General features: G+C 55.0%; 15 protein-coding genes and 1 riboswitch. Of the genes, 6 read left to right on the top strand and 9 right to left on the bottom strand.

What is annotated here, in order from left to right:
- Window positions 1–10: 10 nt before the first annotated feature.
- Entirely contained in the window at window positions 11–631 is a 621-nt protein-coding gene (locus NSQ46_RS04835) for an ECF transporter S component (RefSeq protein ID WP_342576972.1), read from the bottom strand.
- Between the two features lie 107 nt (window positions 632–738).
- A riboswitch (TPP riboswitch) is annotated at window positions 739–851 on the bottom strand.
- Window positions 852–1,018: 167 nt separating this feature from the next.
- Here NSQ46_RS04835 and asd point away from each other — a divergent pair.
- Entirely contained in the window at window positions 1,019–1,864 is an 846-nt protein-coding gene (asd, locus tag NSQ46_RS04830) for an archaetidylserine decarboxylase (protein ID WP_342576380.1), read from the top strand.
- A gap of 79 nt (window positions 1,865–1,943) precedes the next feature.
- Here asd and NSQ46_RS04825 read toward each other — a convergent pair whose 3' ends face one another.
- From NSQ46_RS04825 to NSQ46_RS04815, 3 genes are all read right to left on the bottom strand, one after another.
- Window positions 1,944–2,795: an SDR family oxidoreductase gene (locus tag NSQ46_RS04825; protein WP_210094549.1), complete on the bottom strand. Its 852-nt coding sequence runs from the start codon at window positions 2,793–2,795 to the stop codon at window positions 1,944–1,946.
- Window positions 2,796–3,437: 642 nt separating this feature from the next.
- Complete coding sequence (locus NSQ46_RS04820; RefSeq protein ID WP_007132026.1) at window positions 3,438–4,223, bottom strand: AraC family transcriptional regulator; 786 nt, start codon at window positions 4,221–4,223, stop codon at window positions 3,438–3,440.
- Between the two features lie 23 nt (window positions 4,224–4,246).
- A complete protein-coding gene (locus NSQ46_RS04815) occupies window positions 4,247–5,743 on the bottom strand; it encodes a PLP-dependent aminotransferase family protein (protein ID WP_342576379.1) in 1,497 nt (498 codons plus the stop codon).
- A gap of 123 nt (window positions 5,744–5,866) precedes the next feature.
- Between NSQ46_RS04815 and NSQ46_RS04810 the strand changes: the two genes are divergently transcribed.
- From NSQ46_RS04810 to NSQ46_RS04800, 3 genes are all read left to right on the top strand, one after another.
- Entirely contained in the window at window positions 5,867–6,481 is a 615-nt protein-coding gene (locus tag NSQ46_RS04810; RefSeq protein ID WP_342576378.1) for a pyridoxamine 5'-phosphate oxidase family protein, read from the top strand.
- Between the two features lie 127 nt (window positions 6,482–6,608).
- A complete protein-coding gene (locus tag NSQ46_RS04805; RefSeq protein ID WP_007132023.1) occupies window positions 6,609–7,907 on the top strand; it encodes an aminotransferase class I/II-fold pyridoxal phosphate-dependent enzyme in 1,299 nt (432 codons plus the stop codon).
- Window positions 7,908–8,039: 132 nt separating this feature from the next.
- A complete protein-coding gene (locus NSQ46_RS04800) occupies window positions 8,040–8,165 on the top strand; it encodes a sporulation protein YjcZ (RefSeq protein ID WP_077568058.1) in 126 nt (41 codons plus the stop codon).
- A 185-nt stretch (window positions 8,166–8,350) separates the two neighbouring features.
- Here NSQ46_RS04800 and NSQ46_RS04795 read toward each other — a convergent pair whose 3' ends face one another.
- From NSQ46_RS04795 to NSQ46_RS04785, 3 genes are all read right to left on the bottom strand, one after another.
- Entirely contained in the window at window positions 8,351–9,571 is a 1,221-nt protein-coding gene (locus tag NSQ46_RS04795; RefSeq protein WP_007132022.1) for an ABC transporter permease, read from the bottom strand.
- Window positions 9,568–10,320 (bottom strand): ABC transporter ATP-binding protein, encoded by a 753-nt coding sequence (locus NSQ46_RS04790; RefSeq protein WP_007132021.1) that lies wholly within the window; start codon window positions 10,318–10,320, stop codon window positions 9,568–9,570. The genes NSQ46_RS04795 and NSQ46_RS04790 overlap by 4 nt, the downstream gene beginning before the upstream one ends.
- 151 nt (window positions 10,321–10,471) lie before the next feature.
- Window positions 10,472–11,815 (bottom strand): DEAD/DEAH box helicase, encoded by a 1,344-nt coding sequence (locus tag NSQ46_RS04785; RefSeq protein ID WP_341034953.1) that lies wholly within the window; start codon window positions 11,813–11,815, stop codon window positions 10,472–10,474.
- 192 nt (window positions 11,816–12,007) lie between these two features.
- On the opposite strand from NSQ46_RS04785, the gene NSQ46_RS04780 reads away from it, so the two are divergent.
- Entirely contained in the window at window positions 12,008–12,841 is an 834-nt protein-coding gene (locus NSQ46_RS04780) for a nucleotidyltransferase domain-containing protein (RefSeq protein WP_342576377.1), read from the top strand.
- 8 nt (window positions 12,842–12,849) lie between these two features.
- On the opposite strand, the gene NSQ46_RS04775 is transcribed toward NSQ46_RS04780, so the two are convergent.
- Together NSQ46_RS04775 and NSQ46_RS04770 are read right to left on the bottom strand one after the other, a co-directional pair.
- Window positions 12,850–13,623 (bottom strand): SDR family oxidoreductase, encoded by a 774-nt coding sequence (locus NSQ46_RS04775; RefSeq protein ID WP_007132018.1) that lies wholly within the window; start codon window positions 13,621–13,623, stop codon window positions 12,850–12,852.
- 100 nt (window positions 13,624–13,723) lie between these two features.
- A complete protein-coding gene (locus tag NSQ46_RS04770; protein WP_007132017.1) occupies window positions 13,724–14,182 on the bottom strand; it encodes a chemotaxis protein CheX in 459 nt (152 codons plus the stop codon).
- A 410-nt stretch (window positions 14,183–14,592) separates the two neighbouring features.
- On the opposite strand from NSQ46_RS04770, the gene NSQ46_RS04765 reads away from it, so the two are divergent.
- A complete protein-coding gene (locus NSQ46_RS04765; protein WP_007132016.1) occupies window positions 14,593–15,495 on the top strand; it encodes a LysR family transcriptional regulator in 903 nt (300 codons plus the stop codon).
- Window positions 15,496–15,549: the final 54 nt, after the last annotated feature.

Raw genomic sequence — 15,549 nt, 5'->3', positions numbered from 1 at the left:
CGTTTGCATTTTAGACATGGCGCGAATCGTCCAGCGCCTCATAGTCTTTTTGCGATGCCGGACGCAGCAGGGAGGTTACGCCGGTACGCTCCAGCGCTTTGGCGAGGACGAGCATCAGGAGGCCTGCAATGACGGCGCCGCTAAAGACCCGCATGCCGTATTTCGCCAGGAACATCCAGGTCTGAAGATCGTCCGTGTAGCTGTAGAAGAAATCAAGCAGCATCGAGCCGACGGCGGCAGCAGCCCCCGCCAGAGCCACCGTGAAGGTGGAAGAGCTGCGGTAACGGGTTGCGGCAAATACGAGCTCGGCACCCAAGCCTTGAATCAAGCCGTACATCAGCAGCGTAAGCCCCCACCCGCTGCCGAACAGCACTTCGACATGCGCGGCCGCAACCTCTGCAATGATCGCCACGCCAGGTTTCCGGATCAGCAGATAGGCCAGCGTCGCCGCGGCGAACCACATGCCGTACAGCAATTCGTCCGCTTCGAAAAAGAGCGGCTTCAGCAGGTTGTATACCGATCCCCAAAAGTGATACACCACGCCCAGCACCAGCGATACAAGCACCGTCACCAAAATATCGGTCAGTCTAAGCCCTTTTCTCGGCTGAGCCCCCATTATGCCTTGCCTCATCGTTTCCATCGTACAATTACCCCTCTCCATCACAATTTTTTGAAAATGGAAAAAAATCACAACAAAAAACCGTCTGGAAACGCGCAGACGGAAATTAGGCCCTATTATAAGCAGGGTCGGATATTCTCTACGCTGGCATTACCCAGTTCAGATTAACGGTCAACAGCGGATAGCAGCTGCAATCTCAGCCTGATTCACTCAAGCACCCGTATTCCCTATTCGGTTTTATGTTAACTTTAAAATACACAGCCTTTCCTGATTTGGCAAGGGTCTTTTTTTCTTCAAGGCCCGTTTGTTGATTTCCAGCCGATTCTATGTCAATATCAGAGTGATTGCTTTTCAAGCATCATCGATAGCTTAGGTCTTTGCACAAAAAAGGAGAATAACATGGCCAAACGATTGCTGCGTCTGATGACTGAGCTCTCCTCCCGAAAGTGGTTGTCCCATTTGGTGGGGCAGTTCTCCCACAGCCGGTTGAGCCGTCATCTGATCCCTGCATTTATTCGAATATATCAAATCCCGGCGCATGAAGCGGAGAAAGAGCTGCATGAATACCGCTCGCTCAATGAATTCTTCTCCCGCCGATTAAAGCTCGGCCTGCGGGCCATAGATACGACCGCCGACGCGATGGTGAGCCCGGTTGATGCGACGATTACCGCCATGGGCACCATCAATACCGGCACCATCCTCAACGTCAAGGGACAGGATTACACCATTGAAGAGCTGCTTGCGCAGTCTCCGAGAATCGAGAATTATGTGAACGGTTACGCGTTCGTCTTATATTTAAGCCCGACGGATTACCATCGCATTCACGCCCCCGTTACCGGCGTGCAGATCGAGCGGGAGCACCTCAAGGGCAAGGTGTATCCCGTCAACGATTTTGCCATGACCCATATCCGGTCGGTGCTTAGCCGCAACGAAAGGCTCATTACCTATATCAAGCATGACTTCGGTGAGGTTGCCGTGGTCAAGGTCGGGGCTTTGAACGTAAGCAGCATCCGTTATGCCGACGAGAGCGTGACGAAATGGCAGATCGGGGATGAGCTTGCATACTTCGAATTCGGCTCAACCGTCGTGCTGTTGACCGAGAGCGGCACCTTTACCCCCCGGGGAGATCTCGCCCTCGGGACGACGGTTAAAATGGGCGAGCTGCTCGGCATCCTCCATCCGCCCGCAGACAAGAAGCAGAAGCGGGGTGCGTGCTTGGAGCAGGAGCTGTGTACGGAAAAATAAGAACGTCCTTGCGGATGCCTTCATTCATGACCGCAATGACTCCCGTTGCGTCCCTATCGAACAAGGACAATGTTAGACCCTATTCTCTTCCCAATAGCCGGACGATCAGCCGCTGAAAGAAGCGGTCGGGCAGCCATGCCTTGATCCGCCCGGTCAGCCGGGTGCTGCGGGGAAGCCGGTACCGGAAGCTCGGATGCTTCATACCGGCGATTCGAGCCACCAACCTTGCAACCTCGAGCGGATCCCCGCTCTTTTTAGCGGTCCGTTCGGAGTACGCCAATACCCGCTTCAGCATCCCGCTGTATGGCGAACCCTCCCTCACCTTCAACTCCCCGAAGCTCTTCCTCCAGATCGGCGTGCCGTAAGCGCCGGGCTGCACCAGCACCACATCGATGCCTAGAGGCATCAATTCCATGGCGAGACTTTCGCCAAGGCCTTCAACGGCAAATTTGGAAGCGGCATACGGGCCGTAGCCCGGAAAGCCGACAACGCCGCTGATGCTGCTGATCAGAATCATTTTGGATTTACCGGTCCGCCGCATCAACGGCAGCATGCTTTGCGTCACGGAGACGGTTCCGATCACATTGGTCTCGAGCTGTCGTCTCCACTCGCTGAGCGGCACCTCTTCCACGAATCCGCCGACCGCGATGCCTGCGTTATTCACCAGCACATCCAGGCGCCCGAGCTCCTGCTCCACGGAGCGTGCTGCTGCCTGTACCTGCTCTTCGCTGCAAATATCCAGCTCGATCACTCGAATCCGCTCGGCCACACCGAACTTCGCCGCCTGCTGCAGGAGCTCCCCGGCTGCCTCCGGCCTTCGCATCCCGGCTGCGACATCATACCCGCCTTTCGCCAGCTCGATGCTGATCAGCAGTCCGAAGCCGCTGGATGCGCCTGTCACCAGGGCTGTCTTTTGATTCGCCGCTTTCATAAACTCCATCCCCCCAGCTTTCTCAATCATGCAGTCGCCAGTTCCCTGCTTGGCCTTATACCTTGCCGCAACTCGAAAACCTCTTATAAACCGCTTCCGAATATCCGTAAACTGATCATACACGGGGTCGGTCCCAAGCTCAATCGTGAAACTTAGAACTCGAGCATAAAGCCAAGGGGCATCACGCAAGTCCCATGTAAAAAGAGAGCCCTCCCGGACTCCCTTTTACGTTTAACTTATAAAATAATTCCAACATGGTGCTTCTCACCAACCAGGTATGTGCAAGGCACTTGAAGATCACCCGGCTGGGCTGCTAGCTTCGGATCATCGTATATAAAATCGGGGTCACGGCTGTTATCCCCGGACAAAATACTCAGGCTCCATCAAAACCATACATCAAGATGCCCTTGGTTTATGGTCGACTTCATGCGACGCAGCCGATTTCGAAAAATACTGCCGCCGCCGCGACTGAAAAACCGCCCGCGCACCCGTCTTCTTGGGCTCATTCCCGTACACCCCCTTTCAAAGCTCACTTGCTCTCTATATACCGTAAGCGAGGATTACCCTAAATTGCTTACGTTGAAACCCCGAGGCCCCTTCCGCTTCGCGAAGAGCATGCGTGAACGGTAGGGAGCGGGGGAATCACCTGATTTCGGACGGACTCTTTCCGGTATACTGCTTGAATTGCCGGCTGAAAAAGAAAATGTCGCGATACCCGAGGGCGTCGGCCACTTCCGTGACATTCATTCCCTGGTGCACCAGCAGATGCTGCGCCCGCTCGATCCGCATCTGGATAATATAGGATTGGACCGGCGTACCGATCAGCTCCTTGAATTTGATCGAGAAATAACGCGGGGACAGTCCGGCTCTTGCCGCCAAATCCTCCACGCGATGCGGAATCCCCGGGTGCTGGCGCACATAGTTGGCGATTTCGTGGATCGCCTCCATCAGCTGGTTGCTGGCTTTTTTTACGACAGGCTCATTCAGGTCGGACCGCAGCAGATGAATCATGAGCTGCTTCAGGATAAGCTGGCCCTCTTCTTCCGCCCCGTAAGGCTTGTCCAGATACAACCGGACATACCGGGCCAGCAAATATTCGAAATCCATCGTCTCGCCCAGCTGCCGGTACGGGGCCGGAATGTCCGTAACCGGTTCCTTCACGTCAAAATGTATATATGTTAAAACGAGCGGCTTCTGCGGATTATGCGTCGCGCTGGTATGGTCGCCCGGACGGAACAGGAAGCAGCTTCCTTTACCGATCTCATACGGCTTATCATTCAGTTCCAGCGTACCTTCACCGCTCCATACATAAAACAAATCGTAGTTCTGCATGGGCCGCTCGCGTTTCTGCCACTTCCAGCCCGGCTCGCAGACGATCTTCGCGAGCGCGGGCATTATTACAAAAGAAGACGGCGATGCATTCAGCATCACGTCATTCCCCCTCATCTCTTTTAAAAATATTCTCTCTCCATCATACCCGGTTTTCCGTTTTTTTGCATGTCCGCCCATGCCGATGCCAAACGGAGAACGCCTGCTTCGATATTTGCCCGCTCCAACTGGGAAAATCCAAAGCATGCGCCGGGCGGACCAGGCGTGCAGCTGTAAACGGTCGCATCGCGAAACAGCACGCCGCGATTGCGTGCGGCTTGGCGAAACGCGTGATACTCGGCGGGCGATTGCAGCCAGTCGGCATATACATGAAGCCCCGCGTCGCAGGGCCGGAGCCGGAATAAGCCGCCTGCATGAGCGTCCATCGCTTCGCGGAGCGTTTGATACCTCGCGCCGTAGCGCCGGGTCATCCGCCGGAGATGCCGCCCGTAACCGCCGCTGGCGATGAACCGTGCCAACGCCCGCTGCTCCAGCACGCCGGGCGAGATCGGATCATACAGCGACTTGGCCCTGACGACGGCATTCGTAAGACTCGGAGGGAGCACCGCATAACCGATTCGCAGACCGGTGAACATCGTCTTGGAGAAGGAGCCGACGAAGATCACCCTTCCCTCGTCATCGAGCATCTTCAATGGCTCGATCGGCTTGCCTCCCCAGCAAAGCTCGCTGTCGTAGTCATCCTCGATAATGTAAGCCTGGCGGGTTCTCGCCCAGTTCAGCAGCGCCCGCCGCCTCTCTAGCGGAAGCACGGCTCCCGTAGGGTACTGCCGGCTCGGACTAACGACCAGAAGCCTGGCGTCCCAGTCGGCGGGGACAAGCCCGGAAGCATCAACCGGAGCCGGCAGCGGAATCCCGCCGGTAGCGGACACGCCCCGGCGGATCCCGTCGTAGCCGGGATCCTCGATCACCGCGCGGTCGCCGGGGTCCAGCAGGAGCTGGAAGAGCAGGACGATGCCCTGCATCGACCCGCTGAAGATTACGATATGCTCCGGCTTCGCCTGGATGCCCCGCGTAAACCGAAGATGTCCGGCAATCGCCCGCCGAAGCTCCATCGCGCCTGCAGGCGGAGCGCCGGAGGACAGCTCCTTCCCTCCGCTCCCGCCGGCATAGTTCAACGCGCTTCGCCATTCGTCATACGGAAAATCCTCCATCGGCATGCGCGCATCGGCAAAGGATATGGTTCCTTCAGGCGGAGCCAGCTCCGACCGGCGGGCCTCGGCGGATTCGTCCCGGAGCTCCGCAAGCCGCCGGCCCCAGGCCGACAGCAGCGGGACCGCTTCGACAGGAGGCGGCTGCTCAGGCACCGTGATCCCCTCGGCGACATAAGTGCCGCTTCCCTGCCTTGAGACGACATAACCTTCCGCCATCAGCATGTCATAGCTTTGCGCAGCGGAGCCTCTGGATATGCCGTAAAGCTTGGCAAGCTCCCGGGTAGCGGGCAGGCGCGTCCCTTCCGGCAGTCTGCCGCTGTGAATCGCAGCGCGAATGGCATGATAAAGCGCCAAATATTTATATTTATACTGCTCGACGTATGTCTCGAACGGAAGCCCAAGCTCCACCGAAGGGACCTCCCTTATTTTAAATTGGACTATATAAATTAATGTAAATTGGCGCTTTTTCCTTGTCAATGTTCGTCGTATGCTGATACTCATCACAATGCGATGGAGGGAGAGCGTAATACCATGAGAAGAGACGAATTTGCAATCGAGGATCCGAAGGAGATCGAAGACTTCCTGAACGGAATGAGCTTCGGCTTTCTCGGAACCGTGGATGAACACGGGCTGCCGCGGGTTACGCCGCTGAATTTTGTTTATGTACAGGAGAGCTTCTACTTTCACGGCAGCCGGCTGGGGGAGAAAATGGAGCACTTGCGCCGCACTCCCGCCGTCAGCTTTACGGTGGCCGATGAGTATGCTTTGATCCCTTCCTATTTCTCGGATCCGGAAATGGCATGTCCCGCTACGGCCTACTTCAAGAGCGTAACGGCAGCAGGAGAAGCCGTCCTCGTCCATGATCTTGAGGAAAAAGCATTAGCGATGGAAGCCATGATGCGCAAGCTCCAGCCCGAGGGCGGCTACCGTACCATCGACGCCGGAGACCGCGCCTATGCTTCCCGGCTCAAGGGTGTAGCGGTAATCAAGCTCGTTCCAAAGCGGATGAGCGCCAAATTCAAATTCGGCCAAAATTTGAAGCCTGATCGGCTGCAGGACATGATCGGACGGCTTGAGGAACGCGGCCGGACCCGGGACGGCGAGACGGCGGCGCACATCTGTAAATATTACCCTGGACCGCGTTAAATCTGGGCATTTATCCGTGACGGTTCCCGGGTCTGATGGTATAATGAAAGGCAATGAAAATGTAAGAAGCTTTCATGCATTCGCCTCTTACCTTAACCAAAAGTACTCGGAAGGAAGGAACCATTTCATGAACCCATTGGCTGGACAATTGAACGAGAAACTGTTAGCAGGCAACCCGCATGTGTATGACATGCTCTCCACGCTCGGCAAAGAAATATACTTCCCGAAGGAAGGAATTCTGAGTCAGTCGGCGGAGGCATCCGCCCAAGCGAAGAAATATAACGCAACGATCGGCATCGCCACCGAAGGCGGCATCCCGATGCATCTTGGCGTGATCCAGGATAAGCTTTCGGCTTTCCAGCCGAAGGATCTGTATCCTTATGCCCCGCCGGCAGGCAAGCCCGAGCTGCGCTCCGTATGGCGGAACAAGATGCTCCGTGAGAATCCGTCCTTGGAGGGAAAGAGCTTCAGCAATCCGATCGTCACCAATGCCCTGACTCATGGTCTCAGCATCGTGGCCGACCTGTTCGCCGATGAGGGCGATGCGGTCATTTATCCGGACAAGAACTGGGAGAATTACGAGCTGACGTTCGGCATCCGCCGCCATGGCGTTCATGTAACCTATCCTCTTTTCACTGAAAATATGAAGTTTAATGCGGAGGGACTTCGCGAGGCTCTTCTGAACCAGAAGGATAAAGGCAAAGCGATCGTTCTGCTGAACTTCCCGAACAACCCGACAGGCTACACGCCGGGAGCCGAGGAAGGTGCAGCCATCGTATCCGCGATTACGGAAGCCGCCGAAGCCGGCATCAATGTTGTCGTCGTGACCGATGACGCATATTTCGGACTGTTCTTCGAGAACTCCTTAACGGAATCGCTGTTCGGTCATCTTGCCGGCCTCCATCCGCGAATCCTGCCTGTTAAAGTCGACGGCGCTACGAAGGAAGAATATGTGTGGGGCTTCCGCGTAGGCTTCATCACCTTCGCCTCGGAGAACCAGGATGTGCTGGATGTACTTGAGCAGAAGACCCTCGGCATCATCCGGGCAACCATCTCCAGCGGTCCGCATCCTTCGCAATCGTTCGTCCTCGAAGCGCTGAAGGCTCCGGAATTCGAGGAGCAGAAGCAAGAGAAGTTCAGCATTATGAAGGGACGCGCCAATAAAGTAAAGGCCATTCTCGACAGCGGCAAATACGGTGATGTCTGGGAATACTATCCGTTTAACTCGGGATACTTCATGTGCCTGAAGCTGAAGACGGTATCGGCTGAAGCGCTTCGGTCCCATCTGATCCGCCAATACGGCGTCGGGACGATTGCCCTGGGCGAAGAGGATCTCCGGATTGCATTCTCCTGCATTGAAGAGGAGTACCTGGAGGATCTGTTCGACCTGATCTACCAAGGAATTCAGGATTTGCAGCAGGCTTAAGCCGATAGACCCTTGTCCCGCTTTGCATCAGAGCATCTTTCTGTGATAAATAAACGCTCGCCCATACACATAGCCCCCCTGCAACATACAATACCATGTACTACAATTCAACTAAGTGAAAGGGGAATGAACATGGGTGCAGTTGAAGATGTAAGAGGATGCGGCGGATACGGCGGATATGGCGGTGGATACGGAGTAGGAGCCATTCTGGTTCTCTTTATCCTGCTCGTTATCATCACTCGTTCTTTCTGGGTCTAAGCCACTTCCTAGCTGGCGGCACGGATAATGACAGGTCGTCCGACCCCGAAGGACACTGCGGTTTCTGCTGCTGATACGGCTACTATTCATACGAAAGCAATAGAGGAAGGCCGGGATGGATGCATCCCGGCCTTCCTCTATTTATCATCATCTTCGTCTATCTCTTTATCATCATCTTCGCCTATCTATTCATCATCATCGTCGGCTCGCCGGTTCTTTCGGACGGCGTTCCAGCGGGACAGAAGAACCAACGCGATCCCTCCTGCCAGCGTGAGAAGCGTCCGATCCGGCGTTCCGGGAACGGCCGGGATCAACGGCAGCCACAGCAGCACGGCCCAGAACAGCTGCACCTGAAAGATCAGCTTGTTCTCGCTCTCCCGCCTTGTCCCCTCGGGGAGCGGGTAAATATGCAGCCAGAATGATTCAGGATGAAGCTTGCGCAGGGCGGACAGCTGCAGTCCGATGATCAAGAGCCCGATCCAATATACGGCTGCCGAAGCCCAGTCATCCCGGGTGAGCCATACGAGCAGCACTCCCAGTAGCCCGACCCGCACCAGAATGCCCAAGATATCGCTGCGGGCAAAGCTCTTGACGAGCAAATACCGGTAGGCTTCGTCCTTGCCCCATGGAATGCCCCTTCCCCATCCCGACAGCCATTTCCTGGCGTGCACGCGCTGTTCGCGCTGCGGCACATTCACGAACCAGCTCAGCACCAGCATGACCCGTCCGGCCTGTCTGCGTTCAATGGCGATTAACCGCTCCCAAGCAACAAGGTGCCGGACAGGAAAGCGCACAGCGAACCCATACGCGAGACCGAGCAGCGCGATAAAAATCAGGCTTCGCCCGGACGGATGCCACAGCCAAGCGGCAATGCCGAGCGCCGAAACGGCCCACCGCAGTAAACGGTAAGCGCCTGCCGCGGTACGGGACACCATCAGCTGCTCCCTCCAGCTTCCGTAACTGGCGAGCAGCTTGAGGGCAACCAGCACCAGGAATGTGACCAGAAGCGTCTTAGGTGATGTATCACTGCGTATGTACAGAGGCCATAAGATAAGGAGCACGATGCCTAAACCGATGATTTTGTACACGACACCGCTAATCCAGCCTTTGCGAAAATAAGTGCTCATTCGGGATTCCTGCGGCAGCAGAAAAACGGTGTCCGCCGAGCGCAGATACGTGCGTACGCTGCTGTTAATGACGATCGGGAGCAAAATAACCAGCATGATCCAGCGAATCGGGAGCCCCTGCGGAATATGCTGCAGAAAGGCCGTATACCACGCCGCGAACGCGATCAGCAAGAACAGCGTAACGACGGCGACCCCGCTTTGTATGACATAACCCAGATAGGGCAGGATATCGCCCCAGAACTGGCCGCGCCGTTTATCATACAGCTCGCGCAAGTTCATATGCCGCTACCGCCTTGAACCAATACATTAAACAGCTCCTCCAGCGGAAGGCCCGGTCTTCCCGCTTGCTCCCGCATTTCCTCCAGTGTTCCTTGGGCAATAATGCTGCCGCGGTGCAGCACCACAAACCGGTCGCAATAATTCTCGATGGTGGAGAGGATATGCGAGCTTAACAGGATGGAAGAGCCTGAAGCCTTTAGCTCCAGCATGAAATCGAGCAGGGAGCGGATCCCTAGCGGATCCAGCCCGAGGAAGGGCTCATCGATAATATAAAGGGAAGGTCTGGCCACGAATGCGCACATGATCATCACCTTTTGACGCATCCCTTTGGACAGATGCGTTGACAGGCTGTCCATCTTCTCCTCCATCCGGAACAGCCTCGCCAGCTGCTCCCCCCTCGATTCATAATCCTCGCGGGAAACGCCGTAGGAACGGGCCGTAAATTCCAAGTGCTCGCGTACCGTCAACTCATCGTACAGAAGCGGGGATTCGGGAACAAAACCCAGTGCACTGTGATACGCCTCGGAGTCCTCCGTCCGGCGCTTGCCCTGGACCTCAATCTCTCCCTTCTGCGGATTCATCAGTCCGAGGATATGCTTCATCGTCGTGCTCTTCCCCGCCCCGTTCAATCCGATCAGACCGACCATCTCCCCCGGCTGCACCTGGAACGTGATATCATGCAGAACCGGACGGTTTATGCTGTACCCGCCGCTTAATCCTTGAACAGACAACACCGGCTGCTCACTCATTACCACATCACCTCTTCTACTTAAAAAACACCGAACCCTGCCTCGGTCAGAAGCGCTTGTGCGCGTGAATCCAGTTGAGGATACCGGGCCTGGCCCGGTTCTAAGCCGATTCTACGGATTCGTATTGGTTAAATATAAGCCGTGCCGCAGGTCAGCCCCGCGGCGGTTTATTCTTCAGCCATTTCGGCGCACCCTTGTTCTTGCGGTCGCGCTCCCTCTCGCTCGGACGTTCTCCGTTCGCTTTGCCGTTGCCTGCCCGTCCCTTCGAGCTGATCGACGCCGGCTTCCGGGCAGCCGGCTTGTTCGCTCGATTGCCGGCATGGGAACCACGACCGACACTGTCCCGCTCCGAAGCGGAGCGTGGCGTGCGAATTTTCCCGCCGTATAGGACTCTCTCTTCGATCGAAATGCCCAGCTCGCGGTTGAACTTACGCATAATGAAGGTTTGCCGGTCAGTCACAAGGGTAATCGCAAGCCCCTTACGCCCCATCCGTCCTGTCCGTCCTGCACGATGGGTATAGTGCTCGGCATCAATCGGCGGATCATAGTTGATGACCATGCCGAGACCTTCGATATCCAGCCCACGGGCAGCAACGTCACTTGCTACAAGCAGCTTCGTCCGCCCTTCCCTGAATGCGTTCAGGACCCGGCTCCGAGTCAGCTTGTCGGCGTCTCCGTACAAGGCGGCTGCATTCAAGCCGAGATAATTCAGCTTGGCTTCCACCTCGGCCAGATCCTCAGTGGCGTTCACAAAGACGAGCGCCCGTTCGGGATCGTAATGGCGGACGATCCGGCGAAGCATGTCCAGTTTGTCCCGTTCTTCGGATACGAAATAATAATGCTCCAGACCGGACGGCGTCCGGCGCTCCGGATCGATACCGATCTCAACCGGCTGATCCATTTCCTTCTTAGCCAGCTCGGCCGTCTCAGGACCGACCGTTGCCGATAGGAATACGAGCTGACGGTCGCGCAGCGCGCTGCGCAGGATCCGTTCCACATCGCTCGCACCGCCTGACTGAAACACCTGATCCACCTCGTCAATGACGATGGTGGTTACCTGGTGCATTTTGAGCTTGCGAATTTCGATCAGCTCCCGGATGCGTCCCGGCGTTCCGACGATCAGCTGAGGATGCTGCTTCAGCTTCTCGATCTGTCGCTTGGCCGCCGCGCCGCCGATTAATCCGATGACGCCGATGCCGCGAGCCTCCCCATAACGCTCGCCCTCTCTAACGATCTGGATCGCCAGCTCCTGGGTTGGAGCGACAATCAGCTTCTGTGCTGCCTTTACCTCCGGGTCGATGCCCTGAAGGATCGGAAGCAGGTAAGCCAGCGTCTTGCCGGTTCCCGTCTGGGACGTTGCAAGCACGTCCTTGCCCGCAAGGATCGGAGGAATGGCTTCGGCCTGAACCGGTGACGGCGCCACAATGCCGAATTCCGAGAGCCTTGCCGTTAAATCCTCTGCTATTCCCAATGTATGAAACGTAGTTGAAGTCATATGATCGTCCATCCTTTATTTTATCGGGTCTCATTCGTTCCTTCTCATTATATGCCAAAACCGGGCGCTCACCAAATACAACCTTTCGGACAAGCATTTGGGAAGAAAATCTTCGCTTTATCATAACCACCTGTTATTTGCCGATTTTAGTGTAAAATGAATTAAAAGGATATGACTGGGGGGAGATTTACCATGACTGCAAAGGTCGAAGCACTGCTTGATAACATCACGAAAGAACTCCGTCATCTGCCCGGCGTTGTCGGCGTCGTGCTTGGCGGATCCAGAGCCAAAGGGACAGCAAGGCCGGATTCGGATATCGATATCGGCATTTATTATGATGAATCCGAGGGATTCCAGGTCGAGCATATCGCGAAGGCGGCGAAAAAATTGGATGACGAGCATCGCGAGGGCATTATCACTTCGCTCGGGGAATGGGGTGCCTGGGTTAACGGGGGCGGCTGGTTAGTGATCGAGGGGTACCACGTGGATTTCTTATTTCGCGATATTCACCGCGTGTCCAGAATCGTGGAGGAATGCACGAAGGGATCGGTTTCAGCCCATTACCAGACCGGGCATCCGCACGCTTACCTTAATGTGATGTATATGGGTGAGCTGTCTGTTTGCCGCATTTTGTCCGATAAGGATAACCGCATTCAGACGCTTCAGGCGAAGACGAAGCCTTATCCTCAAGCTTTGAAGAGCGCCATCGTCGGATTTTTCACCTTCGAGGCATCCTTCTCCCTGATGTTTGCGGACGATAACGCGTCCAAAGACGACATCACCTACGTTGCCGGCCACGCCTACCGGTGCATTGCCTGCTTGAATCAAGTGCTGTTCGCCAAGAATGAGACCTACTGCATTAACGAGAAGCGCGCGGTGGCCATGATCGAGTCCTTCCCGCTCAAGCCGGATCGCTACAAGGAACGGCTGGACCAGGCGATCACCCTGCTCTCGGCGGATGCCGGGCAGACGAAACAAGCTCTCCGCCTGCTGCGCGACATTCTCGCGGAGACGGAAAGCCTGTAGGCTGTTGTTTATTTCTGATTCATCCACCGATGGGATACACGATCCGCAAATCTCGGAAACAGCTGATATAAGCGAATGCCGACAGCGGCCAATCTTGGCAGATTGAGCTCTTCCTTGCGTTTGATAATGAGCTTGACGACCTGTTCGGCTACATATTCCGGCTTCATCATAAGCCAGCCGACATTTTTGACGTATCCGCCCGAAGGATCGGCCAAGGAGAAGAACGGCGTATCAATCGGTCCCGGATTGACGGTCGAGACGGTGATGCCTGTATGCCGCAGCTCCTGCCGCAGAGCATTGCTAAGTCCCAATACGGCATGCTTCGTGGCAGAGTAGGCAGTGGATTTGGCAGTGCCGATCTTCCCTGCCATCGAAGCGATATTGACGATCTGCCCGTCGCCTCGCTCCAGCATCCCCGGCAGGACTGCCTGGGTGCACCGTACAATCCCCATATAATTGACGTCCATCATATCTTCAAATTCAGAGGCAGGCATATCCAGGAATGCCTCGAACTTGCCGTATCCGGCATTGTTCACCAGCACATCGATTCTGCCGTGCTTCCGGGATGCCTCTTTCAACACCGAATCCACCTGATGGGGGTCTTGTACGTCCATGACGACCAGCTCATGGGGTCCTTTCAAGCGGCTGCCGGCTTCCCGCAGACGCTCCATCGAACGTCCGGCCAGTATAACGACCGCGCCTTCGTCGGACAGCCGCTGGGCTATCAGGGCTCCGATGCCGCTGGAAGCGCCCGTCACCGCGATCACTTTATTTTTGAGCATGATTTCGTTATCCCTTCCTTTACCGCTAGAGCTGCCTACCAGTGCCTGCCGGCTTCCCGGCATTGCTCTGCAGGAGCCCGGCGGCTCACTTGGTCTTATTTTACGAAATCATGACTTGAATATCCAGTTCGCCGATGCCTTCCATCATGAGGGGAATGCACAGCGCCTTTTTCTGAAACAGGCCGGAGGCATGATCCGATTTAATCACCCGCGGCGGCGTAATATCAACGCTTACTCCTTGGTTGGACAAAATCATGCTGGCATTGCCGCTAATCATATTGCCCAGCTCTGATATCGCACTCTGTCCCATCTCGTCCATTTCGGTAATGACATATCCGCCCATCATGGCCGATACCATATGCAGCGCTACCTTCTCCTGGATCCCAAATACGATATCCCCGTTCATTTGCCCTGTCATTCCGATTTGGATCCAGATATGATTCTCGATAAATCCGATCTCCTTGACCCCAAGATTCCCCGTGGAAGGTGAAACCTGTATGACTTGCTCGATCACATGTCGTGCGGACTCTAAAAAAGGATTGATGACTTCCGCTTTCATTCCTTACTTTCGCCCCTTTCACTGGGTTGTTGGTCAGGGTCCCAAAGTCCCAACGATTTATTTAAACATTATAATGGATACCCTTTAATAAATCATCACAAATTAGCGACAACCCCCTATTCCAACAGCTCTTCCAACTTTGGAGCTATCGTAATAACGTCGATTTCGCATTCGGTCATCCATTCGCTTAAAAGGTACTTTGGTCTCACCTGAAGCTATGTCTACTTTACTATTATCGGATGCATTCGCAATCTTTTAATAATAAATGTCCGGATTTCGAAACTTTTTAGCTGACACAAGCGGAATGCTGCCTCAATTGCTCCTTCAGGCAGAATACCCTATAATTTAAATAAAGCGGGCTGCACGTGGATTTACGAGCGGAAGAATCATATCAAGTAAGGAGGAAGGCTATGAACATCAGCCAATTGGAAACGCTAATTACCATCTCCAAAACGATGAGCTTTCGCAAAGCCGGAGAGCTTCTTAATCTGACACAACCGGCCGTATCGGCTCAGATCAAGAGCTTGGAGGAAGAGTTCAAAACCGTGCTGGTAGACCGGAGCCAACCGGTAACGTTAACCGACCGTGGACAGGTGTTCGTGGAGCATGCCGAGCAAATTCTGAGCATCGTGGACGAGCTGAAGCAGCGGCTGTCGGATCTAGACCAGACGCCTCAAGGGCATATTCAATTAGGTACGACCACTTCCATCGCCATTCAGATTCTGCCCCGGGTTCTTTCCTACTTCCAGGATCAGTTCCCCCACATTAAAACAACCATTCAATCCATGGCATCCTCGCAAATCTACCATAGCGTGGAGAATGGTCTCATCGACATCGGAATCGGTTATTTGATCGAACGCAATCCCAACCTCAGCACATCCATCCTGTACTACGATACGTTTGAATTAGTTGTATCCCCTCAGCACCCGCTGGCCAAACTATCCAAGGCAAGCATCGATGTGCTTGGCAGCACGCCTCTTATTTTGCTATCGCGCGATACCGTTGGCCGCCGTTTCGCCGACGACGTCATGAAGAAACACGGCATCGATCCTCAGGTGGTCATGGAGCTGTCCAGCAGCGAGGAAATCAAACGGATGGTTGAGATTAATCTTGGCGCTGCCATCATTTCGAAGCAATCCGTAGCGACAGAGCTTCGAAACGGCACCCTGCAGATCGTTCCGCTCAGCGAGCTGGAGGTAAGCCATCCGGTCGGCGTCATCTATAAGAGCGGCCGTTATGTAAGCTCGGCCATGCGGCAATTTTTAAGCGACTTGAAGGGCATGCCGGAAACGCAATTCATCAGCACCGAGTAAGTCACGATGATCATGACCAGAATCGGGATGCTATATTATGACGATAACAGCATG

Origin of the sequence: Paenibacillus sp. FSL M8-0142 (assembly GCF_038597315.1) — a bacterium.
Classification (GTDB): domain Bacteria; phylum Bacillota; class Bacilli; order Paenibacillales; family Paenibacillaceae; genus Paenibacillus_AQ; species Paenibacillus_AQ lactis.
Note: the sequence above shows the minus strand (reverse complement) of the source record. Positions and strands in the feature narration are given on the sequence as shown.